General features: G+C 66.4%; 14 protein-coding genes. 6 read left to right on the forward strand and 8 right to left on the reverse strand.

Annotation, left to right across the window (positions count from 1 at the left end):
• Positions 1-694: 694 nt before the first annotated feature.
• The 3 genes from gltB (at position 695) to OHA40_RS15965 (ending at position 8115) form a co-directional block, all read left to right on the forward strand.
• Complete coding sequence (gene gltB / locus OHA40_RS15955; protein ID WP_330233818.1) at positions 695-5347, forward strand: glutamate synthase large subunit; 4653 nt, start codon at positions 695-697, stop codon at positions 5345-5347.
• A gap of 56 nt (positions 5348-5403) precedes the next feature.
• Positions 5404-6873 carry a glutamate synthase subunit beta gene (locus OHA40_RS15960; RefSeq protein WP_330233819.1) on the forward strand — a complete coding sequence of 490 codons (1470 nt, stop codon included), beginning with the start codon at positions 5404-5406 and terminating at the stop codon, positions 6871-6873.
• Positions 6874-7215: 342 nt separating this feature from the next.
• Positions 7216-8115 (forward strand): cutinase family protein, encoded by a 900-nt coding sequence (locus tag OHA40_RS15965; protein WP_330233820.1) that lies wholly within the window; start codon positions 7216-7218, stop codon positions 8113-8115.
• Positions 8116-8190: 75 nt separating this feature from the next.
• Here the strand turns inward: OHA40_RS15965 and OHA40_RS15970 are convergent, their stop codons facing one another.
• From OHA40_RS15970 to OHA40_RS15980, 3 genes are all read right to left on the reverse strand, one after another.
• Complete coding sequence (locus tag OHA40_RS15970) at positions 8191-8502, reverse strand: hypothetical protein (protein ID WP_330233821.1); 312 nt, start codon at positions 8500-8502, stop codon at positions 8191-8193.
• A 113-nt stretch (positions 8503-8615) separates the two neighbouring features.
• Positions 8616-9233: a histidine phosphatase family protein gene (locus tag OHA40_RS15975; RefSeq protein WP_330233822.1), complete on the reverse strand. Its 618-nt coding sequence runs from the start codon at positions 9231-9233 to the stop codon at positions 8616-8618.
• Positions 9234-9346: 113 nt separating this feature from the next.
• A complete protein-coding gene (locus OHA40_RS15980) occupies positions 9347-10048 on the reverse strand; it encodes a winged helix-turn-helix transcriptional regulator (RefSeq protein ID WP_330233823.1) in 702 nt (233 codons plus the stop codon).
• 108 nt (positions 10049-10156) lie between these two features.
• On the opposite strand from OHA40_RS15980, the gene OHA40_RS15985 reads away from it, so the two are divergent.
• Positions 10157-11671, forward strand: a complete 1515-nt coding sequence (locus OHA40_RS15985) for an MFS transporter (protein ID WP_330233824.1) — start codon at positions 10157-10159, stop codon at positions 11669-11671.
• A 78-nt stretch (positions 11672-11749) separates the two neighbouring features.
• On the opposite strand, the gene OHA40_RS15990 is transcribed toward OHA40_RS15985, so the two are convergent.
• On the reverse strand, positions 11750-11962 hold the full coding sequence (locus OHA40_RS15990) for a hypothetical protein (RefSeq protein WP_330233825.1): 213 nt from the start codon (positions 11960-11962) through the stop codon (positions 11750-11752).
• A gap of 100 nt (positions 11963-12062) precedes the next feature.
• Positions 12063-15383 (reverse strand): bifunctional lysylphosphatidylglycerol synthetase/lysine--tRNA ligase LysX, encoded by a 3321-nt coding sequence (gene lysX, locus OHA40_RS15995; protein ID WP_442944011.1) that lies wholly within the window; start codon positions 15381-15383, stop codon positions 12063-12065.
• Between the two features lie 9 nt (positions 15384-15392).
• On the opposite strand from lysX, the gene OHA40_RS16000 reads away from it, so the two are divergent.
• Positions 15393-16004, forward strand: a complete 612-nt coding sequence (locus OHA40_RS16000) for a hypothetical protein (protein ID WP_330233826.1) — start codon at positions 15393-15395, stop codon at positions 16002-16004.
• Between the two features lie 44 nt (positions 16005-16048).
• Entirely contained in the window at positions 16049-16267 is a 219-nt protein-coding gene (locus OHA40_RS16005) for an RNA-binding S4 domain-containing protein (RefSeq protein WP_330233827.1), read from the forward strand.
• A 57-nt stretch (positions 16268-16324) separates the two neighbouring features.
• Here OHA40_RS16005 and rraA read toward each other — a convergent pair whose 3' ends face one another.
• The 3 genes from rraA to OHA40_RS16020 form a co-directional block, all read right to left on the reverse strand.
• Positions 16325-16810 (reverse strand): ribonuclease E activity regulator RraA, encoded by a 486-nt coding sequence (rraA, locus tag OHA40_RS16010; protein ID WP_330233828.1) that lies wholly within the window; start codon positions 16808-16810, stop codon positions 16325-16327.
• Between the two features lie 125 nt (positions 16811-16935).
• Complete coding sequence (locus tag OHA40_RS16015; protein WP_330233829.1) at positions 16936-17301, reverse strand: DUF5313 family protein; 366 nt, start codon at positions 17299-17301, stop codon at positions 16936-16938.
• 145 nt (positions 17302-17446) lie between these two features.
• Positions 17447-17821 (reverse strand): DUF5313 family protein, encoded by a 375-nt coding sequence (locus OHA40_RS16020; protein ID WP_330233830.1) that lies wholly within the window; start codon positions 17819-17821, stop codon positions 17447-17449.
• Positions 17822-17829: the final 8 nt, after the last annotated feature.

Consider the following 17829-nt stretch of genomic DNA (forward strand, 5'->3'; position numbering starts at 1 on the left):
CAACACCACTTTCTGATATTTGCTGAAAATGTGCTGAATCCCACAGCGGGCAAAAGAGTCCGGACGGTCGGATCGCATTCGGGGCTTGTCACGCCCGTGTCGTAGATGTCTCATCGGCTCGATCGCCGAGTTAGCCACCGCTACTTGGTTTGTCCGGCCCTGTACGGGGAAATCTTCTTCGACGCAGGTGAGGGCGGGTTCCCGAGGTTGTGCGGAGGTTTCGGGCCGGCTGTGCACACCGGTTTTTCCCAGCTGGCACCGAGTGCCACAGGGATCGATCGCACGGTACTCGCTGCTTTACACTGGACAACGCGCACACGTGGAGGACCGAATGAAGAAGCCCAGCTAAACCGGGTTATTAGCGAAACCTAAGTTGGTTGGGCCCTGGACCTGACTTATCGTTTGCTCTTACGCCGAGCACAGAATGTTCGGCACATCGCCCGCTCGGGCAGCCACCTAGCCGGTGCTCAGCGTAGCGGGCGAGCACCCGCTCGGAGGTAAGGATCTTGTTAGGGATCCGTTACCGAAGGGCACCCACTACGTCACCGAAGCGGGTGGAAACAACTGCAGACCTGACTGCACGCCGAAGACCATCAGCGCGGCTGGCTTCGGAACGTACGGGCGCAGTCTTGCACGGAGGCATTCGACGAAAGGCTGTTTTTCTTCGAAGGCCGACTTTCTTGAAGGCAGAGGCATGACGCAACTTCCTGGCCACCGGTCACCTGGACCCATCGGTCTCTACGACCCGGCGAACGAGCACGACGCCTGCGGCGTCGCATTCGTCGTCGACATGCACGGCCGCCGCAGCCGCGACATCGTCGACAAGGCTATTACGGCTCTGTTGAATCTGGAGCACCGTGGTGCCGCAGGCGCCGAGCCCAACAGTGGTGACGGCGCCGGCATCCTGATCCAGGTTCCCGACCGCTTCTTCCGCGCCATCGTGAACTTCGAGTTGCCGACGGAGGGCTCCTACGCCACCGGTATCGCGTTCCTGCCGCAGGCCCGTCGCGAAGCCGCGCGCGCCGCCTACGGCGTGGAGAAGATCGTCAAGGAAGAGGGCCTGGAGGTCCTGGGCTGGCGTGAGGTGCCGATCGACGAGTCGTCGCTCGGCGCACTGGCACGCGACGCCATGCCGACCTTCCGGCAGATCTTCATCGCCTCGCCGAAGAACGCTTCCGATCCGCTGTCGGATATGGATCTGGAGCGTCGCGCCTACGTGGTGCGCAAGCGGGTCGAGCACGAACTGGGGTCGGCCGGTGCGGGTGAGGGCGCGGTCGGCAGGGAGTCGGTCTACTTCCCGAGTCTTTCCGGGCAGACCTTCGTCTACAAGGGCATGTTCACCACGCCGCAGCTGCGCGCGTTCTACTTGGACCTGCAGGACTCCCGGGTGGAGAGCGCGCTGGGCATCGTGCACTCCCGCTTCTCCACCAACACCTTCCCGTCCTGGCCGCTGGCGCACCCGTTCCGCCGGGTGGCGCACAACGGTGAGATCAACACCGTCACCGGCAACGAGAACTGGATGCGTGCCCGTGAGGCGCTGCTGCGCAGCGACGTCTTCGGCACCGACTCCGCGGGCAAGAACCGGCTGGAGAAGATCTTCCCCATCTGTACCCCGGGGGCGAGCGACACCGCCAGGTTCGACGAGGTGCTGGAACTGCTGCACCTCGGCGGCCGCAGCTTGCCCCACGCCGTGCTGATGATGATTCCCGAGGCCTGGGAACGCAACGAGAACATGGACCCGCAGGGGCGGGCCTTCTACGAGTACCACTCGATGCTGATGGAGCCGTGGGACGGCCCCGCATCGGTGTGCTTCACCGACGGCACCGTCGTCGGCGCCGTGCTGGACCGCAACGGCCTGCGCCCCAGCCGCATCTGGGTGACCGACGACGGACTGGTCGTGATGGCCTCCGAGGTCGGCGTGCTGGACATCGACCCGTCCAAGGTGGTCGAGAAGGCGCGCCTGCAGCCGGGCCGCATGTTCCTGGTCGACACCGCCCAGGGCCGCATCGTCGGCGACGAGGAGGTCAAGTCCAAGCTCGCCGCCGAGCATCCGTACCAGGAGTGGCTCGACAAGGGCGTGTCTCGCCTCGCCGACCTGCCCGACCGCCCGCACGTGCACATGCCGCACGACCGCGTGCTGATCCGCCAGCAGATCTTCGGATACACCACCGAGGAACTCAACCTGCTGGTCTCGCCGATGGCCAGGACCGGCCTCGAAGCGCTCGGCTCGATGGGCACCGATACCCCGATCGCGGTGCTTTCCTCCCGCCCGCGGCTGCTGTTCGACTACTTCTCCCAGCTGTTCGCGCAGGTCACCAACCCGCCGCTGGACGCGATCCGGGAAGAGGTGGTGACCAGCCTCAAGCGCAACATCGGTCCCGAGGCCGATCTGCTGCATCCGGGACCGGAGTCGTGCAACCAGATCGCGCTGGAGCAGCCGATCCTGGACAACGACGAGCTGGCCAAGCTCGTGCACATCAACGACGACGGTTCGCACCCCGAGCTGCGCTCGGTGGTGGTGCGCGGCCTGTACCCGGTGAAGAAGGGCGGCAAGGGCCTGCGCAAGGCGCTCGAGGCGATCAACACCCAGGTGTCGGCCGCCATCGACGGCGGAGCGCGAATCGTCGTGCTGTCCGACCGCGAGTCCAACGAGAAGCTGGCGCCGATCCCGTCGCTACTGCTGACCTCCTCGGTGCACCACCACCTGGTGCGTGAACGTACTCGGACGATGGTTGGCCTGGTCGTGGAGGCTGGTGACGCCCGCGAAGTGCACCACATGGCCATGCTGGTCGGCTTCGGCGCCGCCGCGATCAACCCGTACATGGCCTTCGAGAGCATCGAGGACATGCTCGAGCGCGGCGCCATGGAGATGCCGGGCAGCACAGGCGACCTGGCCGCCGACTACCGCAAGGCGGTCGCGAACTACAACAAGGCCGCGGGCAAGGGCGTGCTGAAGGTGATGTCCAAGATGGGCATCTCCACCCTGGCCTCCTACAACGGCGCCCAGCTGTTCCAGGTGATCGGCCTGTCCCAGGAGCTGGTGGACGAGTACTTCACCGGCCTGCGCTCGCACCTGGACGGCATCGCCCTGGACGAGATCGCCGACGAGGTCGCCCAGCGTCACCAAATCGCGTTCCTGGAGAACCGCACCGAGCGCGCGCACCGCGAGCTCGAGGTCGGCGGCGAGTACCAGTGGCGGCGCGAGGGCGAATACCACCTGTTCAACCCGGACACGGTGTTCAAGCTGCAGCACGCCACCCGCTCCGGCCAGTACTCGATCTTCAAGGACTACACCAAGCTGGTCGACGACCAGTCCGAGCGGCTCGCGTCGCTGCGCGGGCTGTTCAAGTTCAAGAACGGTGCGCGCAGCCCGATCCCGATCGACGAGGTCGAGACCGCGTCGGAGATCGTGAAGCGGTTCTCCACCGGCGCGATGAGCTACGGCTCCATCTCCGCGGAGGCGCACGAGACCCTCGCGATCGCGATGAACCGCCTGGGCGGACGGTCGAACTCGGGCGAGGGCGGCGAGTCGCCGTCGCGCTTCGAGCCGGAGGAGAACGGCGACTGGCGGCGCAGCGCGATCAAGCAGGTGGCCTCCGGCCGCTTCGGCGTCACCGCGCACTACCTGACCAACTGCACCGACATCCAGATCAAGATGGCGCAGGGCGCGAAGCCCGGTGAGGGCGGCCAGCTTCCGGCGCACAAGGTGTACCCGTGGGTCGCCGAGGTGCGGCACTCGACGCCGGGCGTCGGCCTGATCTCGCCGCCGCCGCACCACGACATCTACTCGATCGAGGATCTGGCGCAGCTGATCCACGACCTGAAGAACGCGAATCCGCAGGCGCGCATTCACGTGAAGCTGGTCGCCGAGCCGGGCGTCGGCACCGTCGCCGCGGGCGTCTCCAAGGCGCACGCGGATGTCGTGCTGATCTCCGGTCACGACGGCGGCACCGGCGCCTCGCCGCTGACCTCGCTGAAGCACGCGGGCGGACCCTGGGAGCTCGGCCTGGCCGAGACCCAGCAGACGTTGCTGCTCAACGGCCTGCGCGACCGCATCGTGGTGCAGGTCGACGGCCAGATGAAGACCGGCCGCGACGTGATGATCGCCGCGCTGCTCGGCGCCGAGGAGTACGGCTTCGCCACCGCGCCGCTGGTGGTCTCGGGCTGCATCATGATGCGCGTGTGCCATCTGGACACCTGCCCGGTCGGCGTAGCGACGCAGAACCCGGTATTGCGCGAACGCTTCACCGGCAAGCCGGAATTCGTCGAGAACTTCTTCCTGTTCATCGCCGAGGAAGTCAGGGAACTGCTGGCGCAGCTGGGCTTCCGCACGCTCGACGAGGCCATCGGCCGGGTCGACCTGCTCGACACCTCGCGGGCCAAGCAGCACTGGAAGGCCAGCAAGCTGGACCTGTCGCCGATCCTGGACGACGTCGAGACGGCGTTCATGTACCAGGACCGCCGCTGCACCAAGCCGCAGGACCACGGCTTGGACAAGGCGCTGGACCAGCAGCTGATCACGCAGAGCCGGGACGCGCTGGAGCGGGGTCAGGCGGTCAAGTTCGAGACCAAGATCACGAACGTGAACCGCACCGTCGGCACCATGCTCGGCCATGAGGTGACCAAGCTCTACGGCGGCGCAGGCCTGCCCGACGACACCATCGACATCACCTTCACCGGGTCGGCGGGCAATAGCTTCGGCGCCTTCGTGCCCGCGGGCATCACGCTGCGCGTGCAGGGTGATGCGAACGACTATGTCGGCAAGGGTCTTTCCGGCGGCCGCCTCGTGGTTCGCCCATCGCTGAACGCGCCCGCCGAGTTCGTCGCGGAGCAGAACATCATCGCGGGCAACGTGATCCTGTTCGGCGCGACCAGCGGACAGGTGTTCCTCAGCGGTGTGGTCGGCGAGCGGTTCGCCGTGCGCAACTCCGGCGCCACCGCGGTGGTCGAGGGCGTGGGCGACCACGGCTGCGAATACATGACCGGTGGTCGTGTGGTCATCCTCGGCGAGACCGGCCGTAACTTCGGCGCCGGCATGTCCGGCGGCATGGCGTTCGTCTTCGACCCGAACGGCACCTTCGCGTCCAAGCTCAATCCCGAGCAGGCCGACGCCATCGAGCAGCTGGCGGGTGACGACTTCACCTGGCTGCACGACATCATCACCCAGCACCGTGACCAGACGGGTTCCCCGCTGGCCGATCGCATTCTGAGCGATTGGTCGCAACAGGTGAACCACTTCGTCAAGGTAATGCCGCGGGAATACAAGAAAGTTTTGCTCGCCATCTCCGAAGCTGAGAAGAGCGGCAAGGACGTGGACGAAGCGATTATGGAGGCCGCTCGTGGCTGATAGGAAAGTTCTAGAGATGACGTCGACGAGGCGCTGTGACTATTCGGGGGCCGCACGTGGCTGACCCCCAGGGATTCCTGAAGCACACTTCTCGGGAGCTGCCGAAGCGGCGGCCGGTGCCGCTGCGCCTGATGGACTGGAAAGAGGTCTATGAGGAGAACTTCTCCCACCAGACCCTGCAGACCCAGGCCAGCCGGTGCATGGACTGCGGTATCCCTTTCTGCCACAACGGCTGCCCGCTGGGGAACCTGATTCCCGAGTGGAACGACCTGGTCCACAAGGACCGCTGGCGGGAAGGCATCGACCGGCTGCACGCGACCAACAACTTCCCGGAGTTCACCGGGCGGTTGTGCCCGGCGCCGTGCGAGGCGTCCTGCGTGCTCGGCATCAACCAGGATCCGGTCACGATCAAGCAGGTCGAGGTCGAGATCATCGAGAACGCCTTCGACGAGGGCTGGGTGACCCCGGTCTACCCGACCCGCATCACCGGCAAGAAGGTCGCCGTCGTCGGTTCCGGTCCGGCCGGTCTGGCCGCGGCGCAGCAGCTGACCCGCGCCGGGCACACCGTGACGGTGTTCGAGCGGGCCGACCGCATCGGCGGTCTGCTGCGCTATGGCATCCCGGAATTCAAGATGGAGAAGCGGTTCATCGACCGCCGCCTCGCGCAGATGGAGGCCGAGGGCACCGTCTTCAAGACCGGCGTGAACGTGGGCGTCGACATCACCGCCGAGCAGCTGCGCGAGCAGTTCGACGCGATCGTGCTTGCCGGTGGCGCCACCGTGGCCCGTGACCTGCCGATCCCCGGTCGCGACCTGGACGGCATCCACCAGGCGATGGAGTTCCTGCCGTGGGCCAACCGGGTGCAGCTCGGCGACGACGTCACCGACGCCGACGGCCTGCCGCCCCTCCACGCGAAGGGCAAGAAGGTCGTCATCATCGGCGGTGGCGACACCGGCGCCGACTGCCTCGGCACCTCGCACCGCCAGGGCGCGGCCAGCGTGCACCAGTTCGAGATCATGCCGCGTCCGCCGGAGGAGCGGGCCGCCTCGACCCCGTGGCCGACCTACCCGCTGATGTACCGGGTTTCCTCGGCGCACGAGGAGGGCGGCGAACGGGTGTTCTCGGTGAACACCGAGCGCTTCGTGGGCGCGGACGGCAAGGTGACCGGCCTGGACGCGCACGAGGTCACGATGGTCAACGGACGCTTCGAGAAGGTCGAAGGCACCGAATTCACGCTCGAGGCCGACCTGGTGCTGCTGGCCATGGGCTTCGTCGGTCCCGAGAAGCCGGGCCTGCTCTCCGGTCTCGGCGTCGGCTACGACCAGCGCGGCAATGTGCAGCGCGACAAGAACTGGGCGACCAACGTTCCCGGCGTCTTCGTCGCGGGTGACATGGGTCGCGGCCAGTCGCTCATCGTCTGGGCCATCGCCGAAGGCCGCGCCGCGGCCGCCGGTGTCGACCGGTACCTGGAAGGCGAGACTGCCCTTCCGGCGCCGATCACCCCCACCATGGTGGCCCAGCGCTAGATCCCCTCTTACCGGAGCGGAACCGAAGGCGCCTGTGGACGACTCGTCCACAGGCGCCTTCTCGCGATCGATCGGCCTTTCCGCGCGCACACCTTTTCCCGCACCCGTTCGCCCCAGTGTCGGAAATCCGACACACTACGGGTTTCGAATGGCATTGCGGCGGTTGTGGCTTTATTGTGATCTCCGGAGAGACGCTGATCTTGAGATGTGGTTGTCCGTGCACGTCCTGACCGGTTGGGTGGCATGTGTTCACTCAGCGTGCACTGGAACGACATCCGATGAGTTCAGCATTGACGCGGCAACTCGGCGGGAAGTTCGACGAGGGCAAAGGTTTGGAGCGGTATGCAGTGGAAGAAGGTCGTCGCGGCTCTCGGCGCGTCCGCGACGGTGATGTCCGGCTTGGTTTTCGGCAGCGGGTCGGCGAGCGCGGCCCCCGGTTGCCCGAGCCTGTACGTGGTGGCGATCCCGGGTACCTGGGAGACCGGACACGAGAAGACGCCGCAGCCCGGCATGCTGTCCGGTGTCACTCGCGGTCTGCCGTCCTCCGCGGAGGTCGACTATGTGACGTATGCCGCGACCGCCTTCCCTTGGGAGGGTGAGGTTTACGGCAACTCGAAGAAAGAGGCGGTCGACAACGCGCGGGGTCTGATCGCGGGCATGGCGCAGCGCTGTGGCGCGACCAGGATCGCGCTCGTCGGCTACAGCCAGGGTGCGGACGCCGCCGGTGACCTCGCGGCCGAGATCGGCACCGGTCTCAGCGTCGTGGCGCCCGATCGTATCGCCGGCGTCGGCCTGATCTCCGATCCGCGCCGTTCGCCGACCGACGTCCAGGTCGGTCCGGTCGCTCCTGGCGCGGGCGCCGGTGGCCCCCGGGTCGGCGGCTTCGGCTGGGTCAGCGACCGCACGCGCACCATCTGCGCGGTCGACGACCTCTACTGCGCGACCGCGAGCGACGACTTCGTCACGCGGTTCGCCGGATTCCTCGCCCAGGCGTCGGATGCCAACCCTGCCAACCTCTGGCGCTACCAGATCGAGGCGGGCAACATCATCGGTGACCTGATGGCCTTCGGCGGAGTCCCGACCCTGCAGGCGCAGTTGACCGACTCGGCCAACGAGCAGCGGGCCAAGGACCTCGAGCGCTTCTACAAGTCGCAGGCCCACACGGTGTACGGCAACTACTCGGTGGGCGGCGGCCAGACCGCCATCTCCTGGATGCGCAACTGGCTCGCGGGCATGGCCTGAGCCATCGCCACAACCACAAGGCCCACCTCCGGACTCTCGGAGGTGGGCCTTCGGTTTTCCCGGACGCCAGCCGGGCTAGCTCGAACCGGTCGGCGGCAAGAACTGCTGGAACTGCCGCGGCGGCGGGGCATCGCGCCGCAGGTGGAGACCCGGGCCGGGGCACGGGCCGTCGTGCCTTTCATACCTTTCGAAGTGACGGGGCCGATTGATATCGATGCCCTGCTCCGGTCCGTCCACAACTAGGACGTGGATCCCATCGGTCGGCGCGGCCGGTGTTTCGGCGGACGCGGTCGCGGCGAGAGCAACGAGCGGGACGGCGATCAGCGCGCCCGCCACGGCCACCCGAGTGAGACGCCGCAGCGGAGTAGCGGTTTTGGAGAACGACACGGAATTCCTTTCTCTCGAACCGTGAGCCACTGTGCGAGTAGCTCACCGGTCCCATCGAAGATTCCGTCACTGGGACACCGGTGCGATGGCCCTGGCAATCGGCTGTGAATGACTCAGGTTCGCGTTGCGATGTTGCGCGGCAAGAGATCCCACACATGCCCGTTCTCGTTGACCGTCGCCGCTGTGCGGCGTCCGCTGCGGGAGAACAGAATCCGGGTGATCGAGCAGTAGTCGATAGGGAAGGTCAGCGGCCGTTCCAGTCCCAGGATCTCTTGCAGCGTCACATTGATCACCCCGCCGTGCGCGAACACGATCATGGTGTCGCCCGGGTCGGCGGCAGCGACAATGTCGGAGAGGGCCGCGCGCACCCTGGCTTTGAAGGCATCCCCATCGACCTGCAAGGGGAAATCCCCCGCCTTGATTCGCTCGTAGGCGTCCCGGAATTCGATCTTGGCTTCCTCGATCGGGATATAGGTGGGCAGATCGCGATCGTATTCGGCGAGGTCGTCGACGATCTCCACGTCGAGACCGAGTTTCGCGGCGGCAGGCGCCGCCGTTTCCAGCGCCCTGCGCTGCGGGCTGCTCACCACCCGGGAGATCCGGTGATGCCCGAGCGCCGCAGGCACCCGCTCGGCCTGCTCCAGCCCCACCGGCGCCAACTCCGGGTCCGCGGGTCCCACGGAGTTCGATATCCGGACCGGTTGAGCGTGGCGAACAAGGATCAACTGCACACGCCCACTCTGCCGCATCACCGCGACCGGCTCCATCCGGCCCCTACGTCGGGCCAGAGGCGTTCGACATCGACGTCGACCTCACCGAGATCGACCGACTCTGAGTAGGGCTACTAGGTTCGATTCGCCGAGCACTCCGGTGGGGGCTGGAAGAAGTCGGTGAATTGTTCGGCGGCGGTGAGGTCGCCGGTGATCTGCATCGCGCCCATGGTGACCGCTTCACGCAGGGAGTGTCTGTCGAAGACGACCGCGACGAAGGCAGGGACGCTCGCGTGGATGGCAATAGAGGCGTTGCCTGCGCCACGGCTCACCGTGAGGACGCCGTCGGCTACCACGGCGTGGAATTCGTCCGTCCCGGAATCGGGTCCGGTGAGGTAGAGGTCGTACTCGGCGTTTACGCCCTCGGCGGCTTCCGCATGGAAGAACGTGCGCAGCGAGACGACCAGTGCGTCGGTGCTCATGTCCGAGCAGCGGTAGGCGTTGCGGGCGCGGGCGCCCCAGCGGCTCAGCGCCAGCACCACCGTGTCCAGTTCCTTGCCCCACTCGGTGAGGTCGTAGACCGCCGTGCTCACCGGCGGCGGCAGCTTGCGTTTGTGTACCACCCCGGCCTGCGCGAGTTCATCGAGGCGCTGGGACAGCACATTGGGGCTGATCGCTGGCAATCCGGTGCGCAGATCGGTGAAGCGCTTGGGTCCGAGCAGTAGTTCGCGCACCACGAGCAGGGTCCAGCGCTCGCCGACCAGGTCCAGTGCACGGGCTGTGCCGCAGGCGTCGTGATAGCTGCGTTTGCTGCGATGCTCGGGGGCTACCGTCATGGCTACATCATATCAGTCGATACTTCAACTGAATTAATTAGTTGTCTTTTAGGACTAATCGTTGATAGCGTGCCACCGTAACGATCGTTTGGGTGGAAGGCGCACGTGGTGGCTGAAGCAAGAGAACGACCAAAACAGGCGGGCGGGGCTGGAGTGTCGGACCGCCGCGCCTGGCTCGCGCTGTACGTACTGTGTGGCGGAATGTTGATGATCGTGCTCGACGCCACGATCGTGAACGTTGCGCTCGCGGACATCCAGCAGGATCTCGGCTTCACCGCCGCCGGTCTGGCCTGGGTGGTGAACGGGTACCTGATCTCCTTCGGCGGGCTGCTGATGCTGGCCGGCCGGCTCGGTGACCTGATCGGCCGCCGCACGATGTTCCTGTCCGGGCTGGTGCTGTTCACCCTCGCCTCGGTGCTGTGCGGCCTCGCGATCAACGAGGTGACCTTGATCGCGGCCCGCTTCCTGCAGGGCATCGGCGGCGCGATGACTTCGGCGGTCATCCTGGGCATGATCTTCGCGATGTTCCCGGATCCGAGGGATCAGGCGAAGGCGATCGGCCGCTACGCCTTCGTCGCATCGGCGGGCGGCGCCATCGGCCTGCTGCTCGGCGGCGTGCTCACCGCGCTGGACTGGCGGCTGATCTTCCTGGTCAACCTGCCGATCGGCATCGGTGTCGGTGTGGGCGCGATGAAGATCCTGGACAAGGATCAGGGCGCGGGGCTGAAGGACGGCGCCGACATTCCGGGTGCGGTGCTGATCACCTCGGCGCTGATGCTCGGCGTGTACACGATCGTCAAACCGGCGGCCGAGTACAGCTGGACCGACCCGGTCACGCTGGGGCTCGGTGCCGCATCGCTGCTGCTGCTCGCCGGATTCGTGTTCCGGGAGGCGACGGCCCGCACCCCGCTGATGCCGCTGCGGATCTTCCGTTCGCGGAATCTCTCCGGCGCCAACGTGATCCAGGTACTCACCGTGGCGGGCATGTTCGGCATGTTCTTCATGGGCTCGCTGTACCTGAAGCAGGTGCTCGGCTACGAGCCGATGCAACTGGGTCTGGCGTTCTTCCCGGTGGCGGCGATCATGGGTGTGCTGTCGGTGCGGTACTCCGAGCATCTGGTGATGCGGTTCGGTGCGCGCACGGTACTGATCCCCGGCCTGTCACTGATCCTGGCCGCGCTGCTGTGGCTGACCCAGGCACCAGTGGACGGTAACTACTGGCTGCACATCTTCGGCCCGATGGTGCTGTTCGGCACGGGCGCCGGCCTGGCGTTCCCCGCGCTGATGAACCTGGCGATGTCGGGTGTGGAGCCGCAGGAGGCCGGCTTGGCCTCGGGACTGGCCAACACCACCATGCAGGTCGGTGGCGCGCTTGGCCTCGCGGTGCTGGCTACTTTGTCGGCGAGTCGGTCCGAGCACCTGCTGGAACAGGGAACTTCGGTTCCCAACGCGTTGACCAGCGGATTCCAGCTCGCGTTCTGGATCGGCGCCGCGCTGGTGGTCGCCGCACTGGCGGCCGCGGTCGTGGTGTTGAAGTCGGTACCGCCGAGCGCGGGCGGCGCCGAGTTCGACGACGAACTCCGGCTGGAGGCGGAGGTGGCCGCCGAGCGCACGGCGCTGTAGCACCACGCCTCGGACGAGCACCACGCCACGACGACGGCCCGGTTCGCCTCGCGCGAGCCGGGCCGTCGGCGTCTGCCGCTACGTGTTCTTCTTGCGCTTGGACAACAGATAGATGCCGCCGATGATCAACGCCACGACCAGCAGGCAGCAAATCGCGCCGACGATCAACCCGCCCTTGCTGCTCTTCTTCTTTTTGGCGGCGAGTTCGGTCGCCGAACCCATCCAGACGTCCGGGCTCGCCCACACGGAGTGGTCCAGCAGACTCGCGTTGGCCAGCAGGTCAAGGTACATTTCGCAACCCCTTACGGTGTATCGGCCTCCTCCCGGAGCCGAATGTCCAAGGGTAGCCGTCCGATTCGTTCGATGAGAACCTATCCCGGGGCAGACTCGGTCAACGCGGTTTCACCAGCGGGAACGCGAGCGTCTCGCGAATGCTGCGTCCGGTGATCAGCATGACGATCCGGTCGACGCCCATCCCGAGCCCGCCGGTCGGCGGCATCGCGTGTTCCAGCGCCTGGAGGAAGTCCTCGTCGAGCTCCATCGCTTCCGGATCGCCGCCCGCCGCGAGCAGCGATTGCTCGGTGAGCCTGCGCCGCTGCTCCACCGGATCGGTGAGTTCGCTGTAGGCGGTGCCGAGTTCGACGCCCCACGCGACCAGGTCCCAGCGCTCGGTGACGCCGGGGATACTGCGATGCTGCCTGGTCAGCGGGGACACCGAGGTCGGGAAGTCTATGTAGAACGTCGGTTCCTCGGTGCGGGACTCGACCAAGTGCTCGTACATCTCCAGGACCACCTGGCCGGCGTCCCAGCCGTGCTGATACGGCACGTCGGCCTTGTCGCACAGCTGGCGCAGTTCCTCGACCCCGGTCTCCGGCGTGATCACGGTGCCGATCGCTTCGGATACCGCACCGTGCACCGTCATCACCCGCCAGTCACCGGAGATGTCCACTTCCTCGAACGTGCCGTTTCCGTTGGGGCGCAACGCCACCATCGCACCGTTGGCCGCGATCGCGGCGTTCTGGATCAGCCGACGGCACAGGTGCATCATGCGCTCGTAGTCGCTGTGCGCTTCGTACGCCTCCAAAATGGTGAATTCGGGGTTGTGGCTGAAGTCGACGCCCTCGTTGCGGAAGGTCCGCCCGATCTCGAACACCTTCTCCATACCGCCGACGCACAACCGTTTCAGGTACAGCTCGGGCGCGATGCGCAAGTACAGGTCGAGGTCGTAGGCGTTGATGTGGGTGATGAACGGCGTCGCGTTGGCGCCGCCGTGCACCCGTTGCAGGATCGGTGTCTCCATCTCCAGGTATCCCCAGGAGTCCAATGAGTCCCGCAGCGAGCGCACCACCGCACTGCGCTTGGCCAGCACCTCGCGTATCTCGGTGTTGATCGCCATGTCGACGTAGCGCTGCCGCACCCTGGCCTCGGGATCGGACAGGCCTTTCCACTTGTCCGGCAAGGGATGCAGGCATTTGCCCAGCATCCGCCAGTCCACCGCGAGCAGCGACAGCTCACCGCGCCTGCTGTGCCCGATCTGGCCGCTCACCTCGATCAGGTCGCCGAGATCGAAGAACTCGCCGAACTCGGCGCTGCGTTCGGCGCCGACCCGGTCACGATCGATGACCAGTTGGATGTCGTCGGTCCAGTCGCGGACCACCGCGAAGATCACACCGCCGTAGTCGCGTATCCGCAGCAGCCTGCCGCAGACCCGGACCGTGGTTCCGCGCGGGGAACGCCGCGCTTCGGCGACCGTATGCGTCGGCGGGTACGCGACCGGATAGGGATCGATGCCGGAATCGGCAAGGCGTGCAAGCTTGTCCATGCGCACGCGGACCTGCTCGGGCCTGCGCGGAAGCTCCTCCTCGGCCGGAATCTCGGGGATCTCCGGGGGGCTGCCGTCGGCGTGCAGGCCCGTCACCGTCGCGGGCACCGCGGTGTGCACGCCGGTGTGTGCCACGGTCTCGGTCTCCTTGCCGAGCCGTGGGAGGAAGCCTTCGGCCAGCGCGCTGGCCACCGCGACTCGGGGCAGCTGCCTGCGCTCTTCGAACAGGAAGAACCGGGGCGCCCAGTGCGGCTGGTACTTGACGTTGGACCGGTACAGCGCTTCCAGCTGCCACCAGCGCGAGAAGAACACCAGCACGCCGCGCCACAAGCGCAGCACGGGACCGGCGCCGATCCGCCCACCCTCTTCGAACACCGAGCGGAACACCGCGAAATTCAATGACACCTTGGTGATGCCGTACTGCTCGGAGTTCAGTGCGAGCTGCGTGATCATCAGCTCCATCACGCCATTGGGGCCTTGCGGATCGCGGCGCATCAGTTCGAGTGAGACGCCGGTGCGGCCCCATGGAACCAGCGACAGCATGCCGAGCACCCGATCCTGCGGGTTGACCGCCTCGACCAGCAGGCAATCGCCGTCCAGTGGATCGCCCAATCGGCCGAGGGCCATGGAGAACCCGCGCTCGGTCTCGGTGTCGCGCCAGCCGTCCGCGCGGGCGATGATCAGGGGGAACTCCTCGGCGGGGATATCGCGATGCCGGCGAATGCGCACCGCGACGCCGTGCTTGCGGAGCCGGTTCGCGGCCTGGCGCACCGGCTTCATTTCCGGCCCCGCGAGCGAGAAGTTCCTGGTGTCCAGAATTGCCTCGTCGCCGAGGCGCAGCACGGACAGGCCGGCGCGTCGATATGCCGTCGCGCCCAGTTCGCTCGCGCCCATCACCGCGGGGGCCCAACCGAATCGGTCCGCCAAGCGCAGCCAGGCATCGATCGCCTGCGGCCAGGCCCCCCTGATTCCGATCGGGTCGCCGCTGGCCAGGCAGACGCCCAGCTCCACCCGATAGGTCACGGCCGCCTTGCCGCTCGGTGCGAACACGACCGCCTTGTCCCGGCGGGTGCCGAAATAGCCGAGCGAATCCTCCACATCCGAGCGCTCCAGCAGCCCGCGGATCGCCGACTCGTCGGTCCCGGTCATCGCGTTGGCAGAACGCTGCGAGCGCAGCAGGATGATCACGGCGGCCAGCAGCGCGACGGCGCCGAACAAGCCGAGCAGGAAATTGACGAACGGCGGCGGATGACCGTCGAAGTGCTCGTTTTCGGCCAGCACCGCCGCGGTCACCCGGTATAACGCCCACGCCGGTCGCTGCACGCCCGGCGGCAGGCTGCCAGGGAACAACTCCACCAGCCCCCAGCCGAGCAGCGCGCCGACGGCCAAGCCGCCGACCAGCACGCCGAGCGCCTTCCACCCCGCGCCCCGGCGCACCTTGGTGTAGAACTCCGGCCATGCCGCGATGAGCACGCCGATCACCGCGAGGTGCACCACCATGGCCACCAGCGCGTTGATATCGCCTTCTCCGGTGAAGGTGGCGATATTGCCCGCCGTATAGAGCAGGAGATAACCGACCAGCAACCACCAGGCGATTCGTTTACGGCTGGCGATCGCGCCCGCCGTCAATCCGACGACCAGCGCCCACATCAAATTGGTGTCCGGCGCGTCGAAGTAATGGTCGTCGATGTAGCGGCGCGGTACCTGGGTCACGAAACGCAGTCCGGGCGAAAGGCTCCAGAGGAAGCACAGCACCGCGAACACACCGAGTACCGATCCCGCGATATGCGGCACTTCCGAAAGTCGTCCGTGCCCGCGGTGCGGGACCGGCGGCGTTCTATCCGGGGGCGGTTCGGTATCGATGTGTTGCTGGGCTTGCGTGGATGTCACGGAACCAGTGTGTACGCAGCTGTGTCGGATTTGCCACGCCTGCGGCGCGGCGTGTTCGCGGCTGTGTTTATTTGGCCGCGACTGCGTCGCGGCGTGTTCGCGGCCCCCTTGTGGCTCGCGTCCGAGCGACCGCCGCTGGCGACTTCGTCGCGGACGCGGCGGCCGCTCGGACGCGAGCCGGGCCGCGAACGGGCAATGCTCGATCTCGCTTCGCTCGAAAACGGAAGTGGGGCCCAGTGGTCACGCAATGCGGAAACCACAGCACCTATGATCGCCGACACCTGTGTGGGCCAGTGGACGCCGCTGGCGACTGCGTCGCGGACGCGGCGGCCGCTCGGACGCGAGCCGGGCCGCGAACGGGCAATGCTCGGTCTCGCTTCGCTCGAAAGTCGTGGAATCGGTGTTGTCGTGCGTGAGACGGGTTCGGTGCGATGGAAAGTCTGCTCGGACGAACCGGCGGCCGAAAGTGTGCTGGTCACCGGACTGTGCGGCATTGTGTCTGGGGCTGTGCTGTGGAATGTCATTTTGTCCAAGTGCGATGGTGCGCTTTTCGGCGGAACCGTATGCGACGGGGTTTTCGCGGTCAGATTGTGGTTTGCCCCTGGATCGCTGGAGGCGTAGGGCGGTGTTCGGTGAGGTCGGATGGGGGAGTAAGTATTTACTCCATGTCAGAACCAGTCGATGTGCCGATCGATGATGACGTCATTCGGCTCGGTCAATTTCTCAAGCTGGCCAACTTGATCGAATCGGGTTCGGAGGCAAAGACGGTGATCGCCGCCGGATTGGTGCGAGTGAACGATGAGGTCGAGCTACGTCGTGGACGGCAGTTGCACGTCGGTGACGTGGTCGCCATCGCCGGTCACAAGGCCAGAGTGTCCGGCTGACCGCGCCTGCGCGGCGGTCGGCAGTCGGCTCCGGAGTGTGACCCGGGCGCCGCCGACTCAGCTCTCGGCGCGCACGACGATGCCGTCGTGGTCGCTGTAGAGCATCTCGCCGGGAACGAAGGTGACCCCGCCGAATTCGACCGGCACATCACGGTCACCGCTGCCGCTCTGGGTGCTCTTGCGCGGGTTGGTGCCCAGCGCCTTGATGCCGATATCGAGGGTGCGCAGGATGGCGGAGTCGCGGACCGCGCCGTTGACGATGACGCCTGCCCAGCCGTTCTCGACACCGCGCCCGGCGATGATGTCGCCCACCAGCGCGGTGTGCACGCTCGCGCCGCCGTCGACCACGAGCACCTTGCCTTCGCCCGGTTCGCCGAGCGTCTGCTTCACCAGCAGGTTGTCCTGGAAGCAGCGGATGGTGGTGATGCGTCCGGAGAACGCCGCGCGCGCGCCGAACTGAATGAACTGCGTGTCGCAGCTGCGGATCTCCGGGCCGATCTCATCGGCCAGGTCGGCGGTGGCGATTACATTCTGTTCGGTCACTGTGCTCATCTTGCCGTGCCTGCGCCACGGTGCGATCGCGGGGCTGTGTCTGCTCGGGACGTCGAGTCTCCCCGCACATGGTTGCTCAGCGCACGCGCGTCTTCGGCTCGCGTCCGCGGCAGGCGCTATCGGTGGCCGTAGCGCAGTTCGTACAGGTCCCGGTCGTGTTCGGAGACTTTGCCGTGGTCGACCAATTCCGGATTCAAGCCGTGCTGGACCAGGCGGAATCGGCGCCAGACGTAACTGAGCGCGACCGTGAAGACGACCAGGGGAACGATCATCATCACGATCAAGCCGATCTTGAGCGGTAGCGGCCCGGGGAACAGCAGCACCAAGGCGAAGAACGGGATGATCGGCCCGAGAAACCGGACGAGATAGCGTTCCACGGCCCCGTGCCCAACGAGGTCGTGGATGACCCACTCGTGCAGCTCCTCGGGGAGCTCGCGGCCGACATCGTAGGCGATCCGCTGCCTTATCGTGGGGGTTTTCATGTATCCAGGCTATGCCTGTGATATAAGCCACCGCTAGCTTCAGGTGCTCGCAACCGGCGAGCAGCGAACATCCAGCTGTGGTTGCCCTCGCACGGCAACCACACTGGCCCGACCCTCGCTTTCGAGCGAAGCGAGACCGAGCAAATCAGGCACGGCCGTGCCTGCGCTCGTAGTCGAGGCGTTCGCGTTCGGTCCGGCGACGGGCGTCGGCATCCGCCAGCGCAGGGTCGAGTCCATGCTTGATCAGCCGGTGCCGCCGGTAGACGTACAGCAACGCCACCGTGAAGTAGATCAGCGGCAGGTACAGCAGCGCCATCATCGCCAAGCCCATCCACAGCGGACCGGGCAGCAGCAGGAACAGCATCAATACCGGAAGCACGGGCACCAGAAACCGCAGCAGATAACGCCGCGTCGCACCGGGACCGAGCAGGTCCGCACGTACCCAATCGGACATCGAGTCCGGCAGCGTGCGGCCGCAGATATAGCCGATCTGCTGAGTGAAGGAGGGGGTGGTGCTCACCCCTCCAG

This window comes from Nocardia sp. NBC_00508 (genome assembly GCF_036346875.1).
Taxonomy (GTDB): Bacteria; Actinomycetota; Actinomycetes; order Mycobacteriales; family Mycobacteriaceae; genus Nocardia.

What these genes read in the sequence shown, in the direction of transcription:
- OHA40_RS16005 (WP_330233827.1), top strand. Translation starts at nt 16,049, where the DNA reads ATGTCAGAACCAGTCGATGTGCCGATCGATGATGACGTCATTCGGCTC.
- OHA40_RS16015 (WP_330233829.1), bottom strand. Translation starts at nt 17,301, where the DNA reads ATGAAAACCCCCACGATAAGGCAGCGGATCGCCTACGATGTCGGCCGC.
- OHA40_RS15990 (WP_330233825.1), bottom strand. Translation starts at nt 11,962, where the DNA reads ATGTACCTTGACCTGCTGGCCAACGCGAGTCTGCTGGACCACTCCGTG.
- OHA40_RS15965 (WP_330233820.1), top strand. Translation starts at nt 7,216, where the DNA reads ATGCAGTGGAAGAAGGTCGTCGCGGCTCTCGGCGCGTCCGCGACGGTG.
- OHA40_RS15980 (WP_330233823.1), bottom strand. Translation starts at nt 10,048, where the DNA reads ATGACGGTAGCCCCCGAGCATCGCAGCAAACGCAGCTATCACGACGCC.
- gltB (WP_330233818.1), top strand. Translation starts at nt 695, where the DNA reads ATGACGCAACTTCCTGGCCACCGGTCACCTGGACCCATCGGTCTCTAC.